Origin of the sequence: Curtobacterium sp. VKM Ac-2852, from assembly GCF_013205045.1 — a bacterium.
Classification (GTDB): Bacteria; Actinomycetota; Actinomycetes; order Actinomycetales; family Microbacteriaceae; genus Curtobacterium; species Curtobacterium flaccumfaciens.
In genome coordinates, this window is record NZ_JABMLI010000004.1 from 422,391 (window position 1) to 435,441 (window position 13,051).

Here is a 13,051-nt window from a genome sequence, read left to right on the forward strand (position 1 = left end):
GGCACCGGGCCTCCCGTCCATCCCGTGGTCGCGTCACGCGACCCGCTCAGCTCAACCGAGCGCCGGGTACAGCGCGGGCGCGGTGCGCGCGTGCGTCTCCTGCTCGAAGGCGTAACCGAGGCCGATGACCGTGCTCTCGTCGAACGAGCGGCCGAGGAACTCCAGGTTCACGCCGGCACCGGTGATCGTGTTGTCGGCAGCGGTCGCCTGGCCCATCGGGACGGTGATCGCCGGCATGCCGGTGTTCGGGCTGAGGCGCATGTTCGTCGACTGCGTGCCGTACGGCGTGCCCGACGGGTAGACGAGCGCGTCGAGGTCCTGGTCGTCGAGCATCTGCGTCACGAGCTGCTTGCCGGTGGCGAGCTGCGTCGTGTGCGACCCCGTCGGACCGGCCCACGCCTGGTACTGCGTGTCGGTGATCAGGTCGCGCGACTGGTAGGTGCTCTTGCGGCTCGGCACGTACTCACCCGAGGCCAGGATGCCCTGCAGCGAGCGAGCGGCGACGTCGGGGTCGAGGTGCTTCGCCACGTACTCGTCCAGGTCGTGCTTGAACTCGTTCGTGCTGCCGCTGCCCTCGGACAGGACCCGGTTGAAGGCCGTCGTCGCCGTGATCGGGACGACGGTGGCACCAGCGGCCTCGAGCTTCGCGACGGAGGCGTCGAACAGGCGCTTCGTCGTGGCGTTCGTGCCGACCATGCTCGTCACGTAGCCGATGCGGGCGCCCTGCAGGGAGTCGGCGTCGAGCGACGACGTGTACGACGTGGGCACCTTGCCGGCCTGTGCACTCGTCGCCGGGTCCGCCGCGTCCACGCCGGTGACGGCGTCGAGCGCGACCGCGGCGTCGGTCACCGAGCGCGTGATCGGGCCGCCAGTGTCCTGGGACAGGGCGAGCGGGATGATCCCGTCGCGGCTGGTCAGGCCGACCGTGGGCCGGATGCCGACGAGCTGGTTGTACGTCGACGGCACACGGATCGACCCGCCCGTGTCCGTGCCGAAGCCGATCCCGGCGAGGTTCGCGGAGATCGCCGCGCCGGTGCCGCCACTCGAGCCACCGGCCGTCTGCGCCGTGTTGTACGGGCTGGCGACCAGGAGCGACGAGCCGGCGGGCTGGTTCGACGAGAACTCGGAGACGAAGCCGAAGGCGAACTCGTCGAGGCTGGCCTTCGCCAGGATCACGGCGCCGGCGTCGCGGAGGCCGGTGACCATGGCGGCGTCGGTGTCGGTCTGGTTGTCGTCCCAGCAGCCGCAGCCACCGGTGGTGGGCATGTCCTTCGTGTCGTAGTTGTCCTTCACCGCGATCGGCACGCCGAGCAGCATGCTCGTCATCCCGTGCTCGGCGCGCTCGGCGTCCGCGGTCTTCGCGGCGGCCAGGGCGTCGGCGTTTGTGGTGACGATCGAGTTGAGCGGGCGCCCGGTCGACGCGGTGTCGACCTTCGCGCGGTCGTAGGCGGCGATGCGGTCGAGGTAGTCCTCGGTGATCGCGACCGACGTGGTGACCCCGGCGTTCATCGCGGCCTGCATGTCGATGGTCGACGCCTCGACGAGCTGGAAGGGGCCGTCGTCGTAGATCATCCGCTGGGACAACCCGGCCAGGTCGGCGACGCTGATGGTGCCGTCGGCGTCGGTGTCCGCGGCGCTGACCGTCGCCCAGTCGGTGCTCGCGGTCGTCGCACCGAGGTGGTCGGTGAGCACGGCGAGGTCGGCCCGGGTGACCTGGTCGTCGCCGGTCAGGTCGAGGTCCGTGTAGTACGGCGCGAGCATGGCGGCGGGGCTGGCGTCGACGGCCGCGGGTGCTGCGGCGGCGGTGATCGCGGGGGTCGCGGCGAGGACGGTGCCGACGAGGGCGATGAGTGCGGCGCCGGCGACGGCGGTGCGCTTCTTGCTGGCGTCCTGCTTGCTGGCGGCCTGCTTCGTGGCGGTCATGCGGAGGCTCCGGTGCGGTCGCGGCGGGCACGACGGGCCCGCAGGGTGATCAGGGTGCCGCCGGCTGCGAGCAGGGCGATGGACGCGGCGATCCACGGCGCGACGTCGGCGCCGGTCCAGGCGAGGTCGCCTCCGGTCGGACGGTCGTCCCCGCCGGCTCCTGCCCCGGCGGTGGCGCCGTCGGTCGGATCGGCGCCCGGTGCCGTCGGGTCGCCCGGGCCGGCGGGGGCACCCGTGCCGCCACCGGCGCCGGGCTGCATGGTCGCACCCGGCGTCGGCGTGGCCGTCGGGGCGGTGGTCGCGGCCGCGGCGACCACGACGGTGGTGCTCGCCGGGGCGTCGAGGGTCGTCGACGTGCCGTCGGAGCCGACGAGGGTGATGCTCGTGACGTCGAGGTCGACGCTGCCGACCGCCGTCGGGGTCAGCGAGATCGAGCTGGCCAGGTCGCCGTCGAGCGCCGGTGAGGTGCCGAGACGGGTGTGCACGATCGTCAGGGCGTCCCCGTCCTGCTCGACGCTGTCGAAGCCACCGTCCGGGCCGGTGACGCTGTCGTCCCGGTACTGCACCGAGTCGGCCTCGAGCGTGATCTCGTACGCGTAGACGTCGGCCGTGTCCGGGATCGTCAGGTCGACGTCCAACGCGGTGCCGACGGTCACGGTGGCCGGGGCGTCGATGGTGGCGGTGGTCGCGGTGGGTGCTGCCTGGGCCGGAGCGGCCGTCAGGACGGCGAGGCCGAACGCCCCGGCGGCGACGAGCGTCGAGGAGACGATCGTCGCGCGGGGGCGCAGCCGTGGTCGGTGCTGCATGGGCGCAGTTCCTTCGGGTGGGGTGGAGGGGTGCTGAGCGGGTACTCAGTGAACCGAAAGCTAACGGGGTGCTGTTTCCGGTTCTGGCCCGGCACGTTTCCGCCCCGTTACGGCTCGTTCCTGCCGCTACTGTCGTGCCATGTCGGTCGACGTCGAAGCCCTGCTCACCCCGCCCTCCCCCGTTGCTGCGCGCGCACTAGAGGTCGTGCGGGCATGGTCCGAACCCGCCCTCGTGCACCACTGCCTGCGCTCGTGGGCCTGGGCCGTCCTGCTCGCCCCGACGGTCGACCTCGAACCGGACCCCGAGCTGCTCTTCGTGGCGACGATGCTCCACGACCTCGGCGTGACCCCGTCGTTCGACGCCCACGGGGTGCCCTTCGAGGACGCCGGCGGCGCGGTCGGCTCGGTCTTCGCGCTCGGTGCCGGGTGGGACGCCGTGCGAGCCCGTCGGGTCGGCGAGATCATCGAGCGGCACATGTGGCGGTCCGTCGAACCGGAGCTCGACGCCGAGGGGCACCTGCTCGAGGTCGCGACCTCGCTCGACGTCTCCGGTGTGGGCTTCGACAGGTGGTCGTCGGACGACCTGCGGGACGTCACGGCCGCGGTGCCCCGTCTGGACTTCTCGGCGACGTTTGACGGGCTGATCCACGAGCAGGCTTCGCGCAAGCCGTCGTCCGCGGCCGCCCGCCTCGACGGCTCGGGCAACGTGGCCGCCGGCGGGGACCGCTGGGCGGCCTTCCTGGCCTCCTGACGCTCGGTCCGGTCGCTCGCTGGACTTCTCGGCGGGGTGGGCGTATAGTCTCTGGTTGGTGCACTGCAGCGAACCCATCTGACTCGCGCACACCAACCTCTCGACACCGACTCACCCGAGTCGCATTCCACTCGAGACACCGCTCGATCCGAACGGACGAGCTGCACGTTGAAACTCGACGTGCGCGCCCCGCACTCGATGCGTCGCGCTGGACTGAGACGTCCGCCGACACCGAGTCGCCCTGGCGCCGAATGACCAGGAAGTACAGCACCATGACCAGCAACGAACGAATCACCGTGTTCGGGACCGCACTCGCGGCCCCGACGATCACCCCCGACCGCATCGCCGAGTTCCCGGTGCGCGACGACCGCTCGCAGCGCGAGTACCTCGTGCGCATCGCGGCCGACGACCTGGGGACCTTCGTCACCCGGGGCACCCGGCTCGACGCCGTCGGCGAGGCCGGCTGGACCGTCCCGGGCCGCTCCTGGGCGGGCGAGGCCAGCCGCACCCTGCTGCAGGCACAGTCCGTGCAGGCCGGCGAGATGGCCCTCGCGGCCTAGGTCCACCAGCACCACCACGAAGCGCCGCCGAGTTCGCTCGGCGGCGCTTCGTCGTTCCGGGGGCAGCCCCGGTGCGGCACGTCAGTACTCGCCCTTGATCACGAAGAACGAGCCGCGGATCGTGCCCGCGAGCTTCGACCGCTGCCGGGCGAACTTGAACTTGTCGGCGAGTTCCTCCGGCACTTCCATGCCGTCGGAGAGCTTGAACCCGACCGCTCGCTTGCCGCCCGGTTCGAGTGTGTAGAGAACGTTGATCGCCAGGCCGGACTCGTAGAAGACGTAGGTCCAGCGGACGCCGTCGACCACTGCTTCGGTGGCCTCGAGTGGCGGGGACGCGATCACGAGACCCCGCTCCTCCACGAGTACGCGGGCGACGTACTCGACCAGCTCGGGAGCCTCGGCGGCAGGACGTGTGGTGAGGTCGTGGTCGTACTTGTTCTTGAAGTAACGGGCTTCGTTCGCACGGAGGCCGGCGAGCGCATCCACCACCGGTGATGTCTCGAGCCCCACCGTGGAGACGTTCACGAAGTCGACGACGTACGGCATGGGGCCTCCTCGGGCGCTCGGACGAGCCGAATCTAGTCCCCCATGCCACTTCACCAGCCAGGGCGAGTCCTTTATAGTCGAGAGCTATAGGGGGGGTCGCCATGCGGGTCGAACGTGCTGCGGAGCTGATCCGCGCTGCCCGCGAAGACCTCGGTCTCTCGCAGACCGGTCTCGCTGCCGCCGCCGGCATGCAGCAGCCCACCATCTCGGCGTACGAGAGCGGACGGAAGCGGCCGCGCCCGGAGTCGCTCCGGCGAATCCTCGAAGCGGCCCACACCCGCCCGAGCATCCCGCTCGCCATCTACGCCGACGCGATCCTCGACGAGGCGAAGCGCTTCCATCTCGACGACGTCCGCGTCTTCGGCTCCGCGGTGCGCGGGCAGGACACCGAACACAGTGACATCGACCTGCTGGTCCACCTGACCCCCGCGGCATCGCTGTTCGATCTCGGTGGGTTCGCGCACGAGGTCGAGCGCATCACCGGTTTCGAGGTCGACGTCCTCACCGACGACCTCGAGGACGATGAGCACTTCGCCCACGTCCTCGACGAAGCCGTGCCGCTGTGACGCCGGCTCCCCGGTTCACGCCTCGGCCCCGCAGCGACCGTGACCCTGCTGCCCTCGAAGAGCGGTGGCCGTCGCTGCAGGCCAGCTTCCTCGACCTGCTCGCCGAGTGCTCCATGATCGTCGAGCACGGGCGGAGCGAGTTCGACGCGGCACGCAGCCTCACCTACCGAGCAGCCGAAGCGGTCATCATCCACTTCGACGACCTGCTCGGTCGCATCCCCCAGGACCGGGAGGCACGACTCCCGTCGGACCTGTCACTCGCGGCGGTCCGGAAGACCCGCAACCTCCTGTCGCACGACTACCGGAAGGCGCGGAAGGAGATCGTCTGGGACGCGATCGAGCACCGCATCCCCGCGGTGATCCTGGCGCTCGTCGACTGACCACGCCGGGCGGCCCGACGACTCGGACCGCTCGCCTCAGTTCAGGCGTTCGAAGACCATCGTGGCCTGCACCCGGTCGCCGCCGCCGAAACCCGTGCTCCCCGAGGAAGCCGTCGTGATCGTGTGCAGCCGGTACCCGAGCGCAGCCTGCGCGTTGATCGCCTTCTCGAGCTCGGTGAGGTTGCCCGAACCCGTCCCGAAGAACTTCTCCTTGAGCACCACCTGCAGCACGACGTAGCTCATGCCGTTCTGTGCCGGACGCGGCTGACCGCCCGAAGCCGCTTCCGCCTGGATCCGGCCGATCACTCCACCGACCCCCGACGCCGTGGGCGCCTGCTGCTGCACCTGCTCCGTCCACGCGGAACCGTCCCACCACCGCATGGTGCCGGAGCCGTCGTCGTACCACCCTGCCTGTGCATTCGTCATGCGCTCATCCTGGCGCACGACGAACCACGTGGGCAGATCAGTTGTTGAAGCGGAACTCCACCACGTCGCCGTCCTGCATGACGTAGTCCTTGCCCTCGATGCGGGCCTTGCCTGCAGCGCGGGCCTCGGCGATCGAGCCGGCTTCCATCAGGTCGTCGAACGAGATGACCTCGGCCTTGATGAAGCCCTTCTCGAAGTCGGTGTGGATGACGCCGGCAGCCTGGGGAGCCTTCCACCCCTTGCCGATCGTCCACGCACGGGCTTCCTTCGGACCGGCCGTCAGGTAGGTCTGCAGCCCGAGGGTGTCGAACCCGATGCGGGCGAGCTGGTCGAGTCCCGACTCGGTCTGACCGGTCGACTCGAGCAGTTCGGCGGCGTCCGCCGGGTCGAGGTCGATGAGCTCAGACTCGACCTGGGCGTCGAGGAACACGGCCTGTGCCGGTGCGACGAGCGCGGCCAGTTCGGCCTTGCGGGACTCGTCGGTCAGGATCGCCTCGTCGACGTTGAAGACGAAGATGAAGGGCTTGGCGCTGAGCAGGCCGAGCTCGGCGATCGGCGACAGGTCGATCTTGGTGGCGGACAGCAGGGTGCCCTGCTCGAGCGCGGCACGGGCCTCGCGAGCGGTCTCGAGCACGATCGGCTCGGTCTGCTTGAGCTTCACGGTCTTCTCGTACCGCGGGAGCGCCTTGTCGATGGTCTCCATGTCGGCGAGGATCAGCTCGGTGTTGATGACCTCGAGGTCGTCCTTCGGGGAGACCTTGTTCGCGACGTGCACGACGTCGTCGTCGGTGAAGCCGCGGACGACCTGCGCGATGGCGTCGGCCTCGCGGATGTTGGCGAGGAACTTGTTGCCCAGGCCTTCGCCCTCGCTCGCGCCCTTGACGATGCCCGCGATGTCGACGAACGACACCGGCGCCGGCACGGTCTTCTCCGAGTGGAAGAGCTCAGCGAGCTGGTCGAGCCGCGAGTCGGGCAGGTTCACCACCCCGACGTTCGGCTCGATCGTCGCGAACGGGTAGTTCGCGGCGAGGACCTGGTTCTTGGTCAGGGCGTTGAACAGGGTCGACTTGCCGACGTTCGGGAGACCGACGATTCCGATGGTGAGAGCCACGGAAGAACAGCCTACCGGCGGCGGCCTGTCGGAGCCGACCCGGGCCTCCAGTCCGTCGTCAGTACAGCGGGCGCGACGCGCCCAGCGGGGGCCGCAGCAGGGCAGTGATGCGCCGCTCGACGACGTCGAAGACGTCGACCTGCAGCCGCTGTGATCGCCGCCAGTCCCCCGGCACCTGGAGCGAGTGGTCGGCACGGTCGACGGTCCGGAGGCGCGCAGCAGTCCCCTAGACCCGCTCGGGCCGCCACATGGTGTCGTCGCCACCCCCGATCGCCTCGTGCGCGTCGGCGGTCGGCCTCGTTGCCTGTGCGCCGAGGCTAGCCACACGCAACGCCGACGGGAACGGAGGGCGATGTCGGCACCCCGTGCGACGATCGGGACCGTGCCGTTGAACTTCACCGCGATCGACTTCGAGACCGCCAACAGCTCGCCCGCCAGCGCCTGCTCCGTCGGGCTCGTGAAGGTCCGCGCCGGCCGGGTCGTCGATCGGGCGTCGTGGTTCATCCGCCCGCCGTTCGGGCACGACGCGTTCCTCGAGTGGAACACTCGGATCCACGGCATCGTCGCCGAGGACGTCACGCACGCCAAGACGTGGGAGCAGCAGTACCCCGACCTGGTGGCCTTCGCCGAGGGTGACGTCCTGGTGGCGCACAACGCCCGCTTCGACATGGGCGTCATCGCCGGTGGGTGCTCCGCGACGGGGATCGACCTGGCCGAGCACCACTCGCTGTGCTCCCTGGCGGTGGCTCGCAAGACCTACGCGCTCGACTCGTACCGCCTGCCGGTCGCCGCGATGGCCGCCGGGTTCGAGGGCTTCCAGCACCACGACGCCGCCGCCGACGCCGAGGCCTGCGCCGCGATCGTCGTGCACGCCGCCGCGCACCACGGGGTCGAGACGGTCGAGGCGCTCGGCGCGGTGACCCGGGTGACGATCGCCCCGGTCCGCGCGCGTGCCGAGAAGCCGAAGGCCGCGAACCAGCCGCGTCTGTCGAACCGGCCGATGGTGTTCGCCGACTGACGGTCTGCGCTGACTGACGGTCTGCGCCGACTGACGCAACGCCCGCTGCGCCCGGCCGGGGCGCCACATCCCCGGTGGTATTGTCACGACAATGCCGTCGGCACCGACGCCGGCATCTCCGCACGTGTGAAGGACCGCGATGACCAACGAAGGCCAGCTGCCGTCCGACCTGTTCATGGACCTGGACCGGTCGGGTCCCATGCCCCTCTACTTCCAGGTCGCCTCGCGCATCGAGGAGTCGATCCGCTCCGGGGCGATGCCACCAGGGGCCCGGCTCGAGAACGAGATCGCCCTCGGTGAGCGTCTCGGTCTGTCGCGGCCGACGATCCGACGGGCGATCCAGGACCTCGTGGACAAGGGTCTGCTGGTGCGCCGCCGCGGTATCGGGACCCAGGTCGTGCACGGGCCGGTGACCCGCAAGGTCGAATTGACGAGCCTGTACGACGACCTGGCGCAGGGCGCACAGGCTCCGGCGACGAAGCTCCTGCAGCGCAACGACGTCCCCGCGTCCGACGAGGTCGCCGCGGCACTGAGCATCGAGCCCGGCACGACCGTCGCGCACATCCGGCGGGTGCGGTTCGCCGAGGACGTCCCGATGGCGATCCTCGAGAACTACCTGCCGCCGGAGTTCCTCGACCTGACCGACGAGGACCTGCAGGCGTACGGGCTGTACCAGCTGCTGCGCGGCCGAGGTGTCACGATGCGGGTGGCGAAGCAGCGGATCGGGGCCCGTGCGGTCACCGACGAAGAGGCCGGCCTGCTCGAGATCGAGGACGGCGACCCGGTGCTCACGATGAGCCGCACCGCGTACGACGCCTCGGGCCGTGCGGTCGAGTACGGCGTGCACTGCTACCGCCCGGACCGGTACTCGTTCGAGGTCACGCTCGTCGACAAGTAGGCCGAGCGGTCACGTGGCCGAACGGTCACGTTCCGTCGCCCGGGGCTGCTCGGCGAGAGGTCACGACGTGCTGTCGGCGATGCGCCGAGTGGTCACGAACTGTCGCCCGGAGGCCCGGCAACCGACAGTTCGTGACCGCACGCCGGAACTGAGCGGGGTGTCGAGACCACCCCGCACCCGCACCCGCACCCGCACCCGCACCCGCTCACCCGAGCGCGGGCACCCCGAGCTCACCCGTGACGTACTGGGCACGCCCGAAGCCGAACGACCAGTCCTGCGGCCCGTTCTCGACGTAGCCGATGAAGACGTCCTCGGACGCGACACCGATCGCCGCGAGGGCGTCGTGGATCGCCCGGTACAGCGCCGCCTTCGCCTCGTCGGTCCGCCCGCGCTGCGTGAACACCTGGATGACGATGACACCCTCGGTGCGCTCGAACCCCAGGCCGGCGTCCTCGGCGATGATCTGCTGCGCGGGGTGCTCGGTGATCACCTGGAACCGGTCCCGCACCGGGATCCCGTACACGTCGACGATGGCCTGGTGGATGGCGTCGGCGATGCCACGGACGGCCTCCGGCGTGCGGCCGGTGGCGAGGTCGATACGGACGAGCGGCATGGTGCCTCCTGATTGCTCGGACTTTGTCCTTACATACTAACAAGCAAGGACGACCAGGTGTCTAGAACCTCGGCGTCGGTGCCCCGTACGTCAGCGGCCCGTCGACACGAGCGACGTCGTGCCACGAGCCGTCGACCAGCGAGGCCTCCGCCGCCTCGACGATCGACGCGGCAGCCAGCCCGTCGGCGACCGAGGGCGCGAGCTGCTCCCCGCGCTGCACGCTCGCGATGAACTGCGCCGCCTCGATCGTCTTCAGGTCGTCGTACCCCATCGCCGTGCCGGCACCCGGCTGGAACCGGGCGAACTCGCCGTCCCCGGGAGCGACGTAGTGCGTCGCGTACCCGTCGGCCTCTTGCCCGTCCAGGTACACCTCGAGCTCGTTGAGGCGCTGGAAGTCCCAACGGACCGAACCGCGGGTGCCGTAGATCTCGAGCGTGTACTCGGCGTGCGGCCCACGCATGACCCGACTCGAGTCCATCGTGCCGACCGCACCGTCCTCGAAGCGGAACAGCAGCGCGGCGTAGTCCTCGTTCTCGACCGCACCGAGCTCGCCGGTCGCCGCGGCGCTGCGGTCGACGATGCCGGCAGCCGGGCGGGGCCGCGACTCGATGAACGTCTCGGCGAGCGCACTGACCGACGCGATGCGTCCGACCACGTACTGCGCCAGGTCGAGTCCGTGCGACAGCAGGTCGCCGAGCACACCCGATCCGGCACGTTCACGCTCGAAGCGCCAGGTCAGCGGGGCTGCCGGGTCGGACGAGTAGTCGGCGAGCAACGAGCCGCGCACGTTCGTGATCCGGCCGAGCCGTCCACTCCGGACGAGTTCACGGGCACGCTCGATCGCCGGGGCGTGCCGGTAGTTGAAACCGACACTCGTGATGACTCCGGCGCGCTGCACCGCCTGGTGGATGGAGCGCGAGTCGCTGGCGTACCGCCCCATCGGCTTCTCGATCCAGAACGGCTTGCCCGCCTCGGCCACGGCGACGGCCATCTCGCGGTGCAGGAAGTTCGGCGAACAGATCGACACGACGTCGACCGCCGGGTCGGCGAGGACCTCGTGGTAGTCGGCGACGGCCCGCTCGTACCCGAGCCGCGTCACCGCCTGGTCACGGGCCGCCTCGATCGGGTCGGCCGCGACCACGAGCCGCGGCTGGACGCCGAGCTCCGGGAAGTGGTCCGGCAACGCTCGGTAGGCACGCGAGTGCAACCGCCCCATCCAGCCGACCGAGATCAGCCCGACGCCGATGCTGTCCATGGAGAACTCCTTCGTTCAGGTGGCGCGCATTGGAGCGCGACAACGAGCGTAGCCGATGCGGCGGACTTTGTCAGCACATGACGCAACCGCCTGGAGGCCCGGTGCCGGTCTCGGGGACCGGCACCGGGCCTCCAGGCTGGTGCGTCAGCGCGCGGGGCGCGACCCGTGGTTCCGACCGCGGATCGCGCCGCGCATCAGATCGCGTCGCAGATCGCGTTTCAGATCGCGGGGACGATGATGTCGCGGACCAGGGCGTCGAGCTTCGCGTCGGCGTCCAGGAACTGCCGGAGCGTCGTCACGGTCGCACCGAAGCGGTCGAACTCGTCGATCGTCATGCCGTCCACGTCGTAGCCGCGGGCGAACTCCGGCGTCGCGGCCCGGAGCGCCTCGATCACGTGCACGGGGACCTCGTCGTCGATGGCGTGCGGACGGAACGGGAACGCGTTGTCGTTGATGTCCTTCGTCCACTGGAACGGCGGCGACACCACCAGGTCACCGCCCTGGAACTCCGACCACTGCAGTGCGTTGCGGAACGCGGCGACCAGCACGCGTGAGCGGAACCCACGCTCCTGGAAGACGCGGTAGGCGTTCTTCACCGCGGCGACACCGGCCCACTCGAGGATGCCCGGGTCCACCATCGCGTGGTCGCGCTTGACGACGGTCTTCAGCCAGTCGTCGAAGCGGCCGGCCATCAGGGTGACGACGTGGCCGAACTCCTGCTCGGGCAGGCCCTCGGCAGCACGCCGGTCGAGTGCCCGTTCGATGGCCTCGCCCACGGCGACGACCTGCGGCACGGTGAAGGACACCGTGGCGTTGATCGAGACCCCGCGGTAGGCGGCTTCCTCGATCGCGGCGATGCCGACCTTGGTGGCGGGGATCTTCACGATGATGTTCGGCGCGAGCTGCGAGAACCGGACGGCCTGCTCGACGAGCGCATCGGCGTCGCGGTGGAACCGGGGGTCGGTCTGCATGGACAGTCGACCGTTCCGGCCGCCGGACGCCTCGAACGCGGGCAGCAGCTGCGCCGCGGCGGCGATGGAGAGCTCCTCGACGGCCTTCCAGCCGATCCAGGACTCCCCCGCTGTCGGGTGCTCCTCGGCGATCTCGCGGATGCGCGGGACCCAGGTCTCCGGGTCCTGCTGGATGCAGGTGTACGCGATCACCGGGTTGCAGGTCGCACCGACGGCACCGTACTCGTGGATGGCGGTCGACAGTTCGCGCGGGTCGGCGGAGTCGTTCCACAGGGCGGTGGGGGTCTGCTCCGCGGCCTGCAGGGTGACGGGACGGGAATCGGCGTCGGTGGACGCCTGCGTCTCGAGGGTGGTGGTCATCGGTGGAGTCCCTTCGTGATCGTGTCGAGTTGGAACCGCGACACCGCGTCGGCGTTCTCGTCCTCGGCGAAGACGCTCGAGACCGCGACGGTGTCCTCGCGCGCCGAGAAACCGACCCGGTCGAGCGCCGCCCAGAAGACGTCGAAGTCGACGTCCGCCTGGCCGACCGGCAGGTGCTGGTGCACCCGGACCGGGTTGCCGGGCGGGTTCGTGATGTAGCGCAGGCCGTGCGAGCGACGGTGGTCGTACGCGTCGGCGACGTGGACCAGCTGCAGCGAGTCGCCGGCGGCGTCGATGATCTCGTCCATGTTGCCGCCGTAGTGGAACGTGTGACAGGCGACGTAGACGAAGCCGACGTGCTTCGAGTTCAGGCCGCGGATCACCCGGAGCGCCTCGAGGCCGTCCTCGACGAAGTCGTCGGGGTGCGGGTCGATGAGCACACGGATGCCGGCGTCCTCGATGATCGGCAGCAGTTCCTCCATCGACCGGTAGAACTGGTCCTCGGACTCCTCGGCACGCTCGGGGCGGCCGGAGAACTCCGTGTTGATGGTGTCCACGCCGAGGCGCTTCGTGATCTCGATGACCCGCTTCCACTTCCGGACCGCAGCCTGACGGGCGTCCTCGTCCGGGCCCGACCAGCGCAGCACGGGCAGCACGCTCGCCACCTGGACACCGGCGTCACGGCAGGCCGCGGCGAACGCGTCGACCAGGTCGTCGTCGGCCTTCGGGTGCCGGTAGAAGGGGATGAAGTCCTTGTGCGGCGTGAGCTGCAGGTACTCGTAGCCGAGCTCCGCGACCTTGCGCGGGAACTCGAGCAGCGACAGGTCGTGGTGGAACGGGGTCGGGTCGAGCGCGATCTTCGGCATC

General features: G+C 70.2%; 16 protein-coding genes. 7 read left to right on the forward strand and 9 right to left on the reverse strand.

Annotated features, from left to right (window positions below; translation table 11 throughout):
• Positions 1-51: 51 nt before the first annotated feature.
• A complete protein-coding gene (locus HQQ79_RS17005; protein ID WP_173035815.1) occupies positions 52-1,923 on the reverse strand; it encodes an amidase family protein in 1,872 nt (623 codons plus the stop codon).
• Complete coding sequence (locus HQQ79_RS17010; protein ID WP_173035372.1) at positions 1,920-2,729, reverse strand: hypothetical protein; 810 nt, start codon at positions 2,727-2,729, stop codon at positions 1,920-1,922. Before HQQ79_RS17010 ends, HQQ79_RS17005 begins: the two co-directional genes overlap by 4 nt.
• Before the next feature lie 139 nt (positions 2,730-2,868).
• Between HQQ79_RS17010 and HQQ79_RS17015 the strand changes: the two genes are divergently transcribed.
• Positions 2,869-3,480, forward strand: coding sequence for an HD domain-containing protein (locus HQQ79_RS17015; protein WP_173035818.1), 612 nt, complete (start codon positions 2,869-2,871; stop codon positions 3,478-3,480).
• A 272-nt stretch (positions 3,481-3,752) separates the two neighbouring features.
• Positions 3,753-4,040: a hypothetical protein gene (locus tag HQQ79_RS17020; RefSeq protein ID WP_017887091.1), complete on the forward strand. Its 288-nt coding sequence runs from the start codon at positions 3,753-3,755 to the stop codon at positions 4,038-4,040.
• 81 nt (positions 4,041-4,121) lie between these two features.
• Here HQQ79_RS17020 and HQQ79_RS17025 read toward each other — a convergent pair whose 3' ends face one another.
• Positions 4,122-4,586 carry a phage tail protein gene (locus HQQ79_RS17025; RefSeq protein WP_173035820.1) on the reverse strand — a complete coding sequence of 155 codons (465 nt, stop codon included), beginning with the start codon at positions 4,584-4,586 and terminating at the stop codon, positions 4,122-4,124.
• 101 nt (positions 4,587-4,687) lie between these two features.
• On the opposite strand from HQQ79_RS17025, the gene HQQ79_RS17030 reads away from it, so the two are divergent.
• Complete coding sequence (locus HQQ79_RS17030; protein WP_173035822.1) at positions 4,688-5,152, forward strand: helix-turn-helix domain-containing protein; 465 nt, start codon at positions 4,688-4,690, stop codon at positions 5,150-5,152.
• Positions 5,149-5,532 (forward strand): HepT-like ribonuclease domain-containing protein, encoded by a 384-nt coding sequence (locus HQQ79_RS17035; protein ID WP_173035824.1) that lies wholly within the window; start codon positions 5,149-5,151, stop codon positions 5,530-5,532. The genes HQQ79_RS17030 and HQQ79_RS17035 overlap by 4 nt, the downstream gene beginning before the upstream one ends.
• A gap of 36 nt (positions 5,533-5,568) precedes the next feature.
• Here HQQ79_RS17035 and HQQ79_RS17040 read toward each other — a convergent pair whose 3' ends face one another.
• Together HQQ79_RS17040 and ychF are read right to left on the reverse strand one after the other, a co-directional pair.
• The gene (locus HQQ79_RS17040) at positions 5,569-5,958 is read right to left on the reverse strand and encodes a DUF2510 domain-containing protein (RefSeq protein WP_173035826.1); all 390 of its coding nucleotides are present in this window, start codon (positions 5,956-5,958) and stop codon (positions 5,569-5,571) included.
• 37 nt (positions 5,959-5,995) lie between these two features.
• Positions 5,996-7,069, reverse strand: coding sequence for a redox-regulated ATPase YchF (gene ychF / locus HQQ79_RS17045; RefSeq protein ID WP_027464533.1), 1,074 nt, complete (start codon positions 7,067-7,069; stop codon positions 5,996-5,998).
• Here ychF and HQQ79_RS17050 point away from each other — a divergent pair.
• From HQQ79_RS17050 to HQQ79_RS17060, 3 genes are all read left to right on the forward strand, one after another.
• On the forward strand, positions 7,056-7,223 hold the full coding sequence (locus HQQ79_RS17050) for a hypothetical protein (RefSeq protein WP_173035828.1): 168 nt from the start codon (positions 7,056-7,058) through the stop codon (positions 7,221-7,223). The two genes, ychF and HQQ79_RS17050, sit on opposite strands and share 14 nt — an antisense overlap.
• 198 nt (positions 7,224-7,421) lie before the next feature.
• Positions 7,422-8,087 carry an exonuclease domain-containing protein gene (locus HQQ79_RS17055; RefSeq protein ID WP_173035830.1) on the forward strand — a complete coding sequence of 222 codons (666 nt, stop codon included), beginning with the start codon at positions 7,422-7,424 and terminating at the stop codon, positions 8,085-8,087.
• A 139-nt stretch (positions 8,088-8,226) separates the two neighbouring features.
• Entirely contained in the window at positions 8,227-8,985 is a 759-nt protein-coding gene (locus tag HQQ79_RS17060) for a GntR family transcriptional regulator (protein WP_071405736.1), read from the forward strand.
• A gap of 205 nt (positions 8,986-9,190) precedes the next feature.
• On the opposite strand, the gene HQQ79_RS17065 is transcribed toward HQQ79_RS17060, so the two are convergent.
• The 4 genes from HQQ79_RS17065 to HQQ79_RS17080 form a co-directional block, all read right to left on the reverse strand.
• Positions 9,191-9,598, reverse strand: a complete 408-nt coding sequence (locus tag HQQ79_RS17065) for a tautomerase family protein (protein ID WP_071405737.1) — start codon at positions 9,596-9,598, stop codon at positions 9,191-9,193.
• A gap of 61 nt (positions 9,599-9,659) precedes the next feature.
• Entirely contained in the window at positions 9,660-10,853 is a 1,194-nt protein-coding gene (locus HQQ79_RS17070; protein ID WP_173035832.1) for a Gfo/Idh/MocA family protein, read from the reverse strand.
• A gap of 218 nt (positions 10,854-11,071) precedes the next feature.
• Positions 11,072-12,184 carry a transaldolase family protein gene (locus HQQ79_RS17075; RefSeq protein ID WP_173035834.1) on the reverse strand — a complete coding sequence of 371 codons (1,113 nt, stop codon included), beginning with the start codon at positions 12,182-12,184 and terminating at the stop codon, positions 11,072-11,074.
• Positions 12,181-13,050: a sugar phosphate isomerase/epimerase family protein gene (locus HQQ79_RS17080; protein ID WP_173035836.1), complete on the reverse strand. Its 870-nt coding sequence runs from the start codon at positions 13,048-13,050 to the stop codon at positions 12,181-12,183. Before HQQ79_RS17080 ends, HQQ79_RS17075 begins: the two co-directional genes overlap by 4 nt.
• Between the last annotated feature and the right edge of the window lies 1 nt (position 13,051).

What these genes read in the sequence shown, in the direction of transcription:
- HQQ79_RS17070 (WP_173035832.1), bottom strand. Translation starts at nt 10,853, where the DNA reads ATGGACAGCATCGGCGTCGGGCTGATCTCGGTCGGCTGGATGGGGCGG.
- HQQ79_RS17060 (WP_071405736.1), top strand. Translation starts at nt 8,227, where the DNA reads ATGACCAACGAAGGCCAGCTGCCGTCCGACCTGTTCATGGACCTGGAC.
- HQQ79_RS17050 (WP_173035828.1), top strand. Translation starts at nt 7,056, where the DNA reads ATGGTGAGAGCCACGGAAGAACAGCCTACCGGCGGCGGCCTGTCGGAG.
- HQQ79_RS17010 (WP_173035372.1), bottom strand. Translation starts at nt 2,729, where the DNA reads ATGCAGCACCGACCACGGCTGCGCCCCCGCGCGACGATCGTCTCCTCG.
- HQQ79_RS17015 (WP_173035818.1), top strand. Translation starts at nt 2,869, where the DNA reads ATGTCGGTCGACGTCGAAGCCCTGCTCACCCCGCCCTCCCCCGTTGCT.
- HQQ79_RS17005 (WP_173035815.1), bottom strand. Translation starts at nt 1,923, where the DNA reads ATGACCGCCACGAAGCAGGCCGCCAGCAAGCAGGACGCCAGCAAGAAG.
- HQQ79_RS17080 (WP_173035836.1), bottom strand. Translation starts at nt 13,050, where the DNA reads ATGCCGAAGATCGCGCTCGACCCGACCCCGTTCCACCACGACCTGTCG.
- HQQ79_RS17020 (WP_017887091.1), top strand. Translation starts at nt 3,753, where the DNA reads ATGACCAGCAACGAACGAATCACCGTGTTCGGGACCGCACTCGCGGCC.
- HQQ79_RS17055 (WP_173035830.1), top strand. Translation starts at nt 7,422, where the DNA reads ATGTCGGCACCCCGTGCGACGATCGGGACCGTGCCGTTGAACTTCACC.
- HQQ79_RS17025 (WP_173035820.1), bottom strand. Translation starts at nt 4,586, where the DNA reads ATGCCGTACGTCGTCGACTTCGTGAACGTCTCCACGGTGGGGCTCGAG.
- HQQ79_RS17030 (WP_173035822.1), top strand. Translation starts at nt 4,688, where the DNA reads ATGCGGGTCGAACGTGCTGCGGAGCTGATCCGCGCTGCCCGCGAAGAC.
- HQQ79_RS17065 (WP_071405737.1), bottom strand. Translation starts at nt 9,598, where the DNA reads ATGCCGCTCGTCCGTATCGACCTCGCCACCGGCCGCACGCCGGAGGCC.
- HQQ79_RS17075 (WP_173035834.1), bottom strand. Translation starts at nt 12,184, where the DNA reads ATGACCACCACCCTCGAGACGCAGGCGTCCACCGACGCCGATTCCCGT.
- HQQ79_RS17040 (WP_173035826.1), bottom strand. Translation starts at nt 5,958, where the DNA reads ATGACGAATGCACAGGCAGGGTGGTACGACGACGGCTCCGGCACCATG.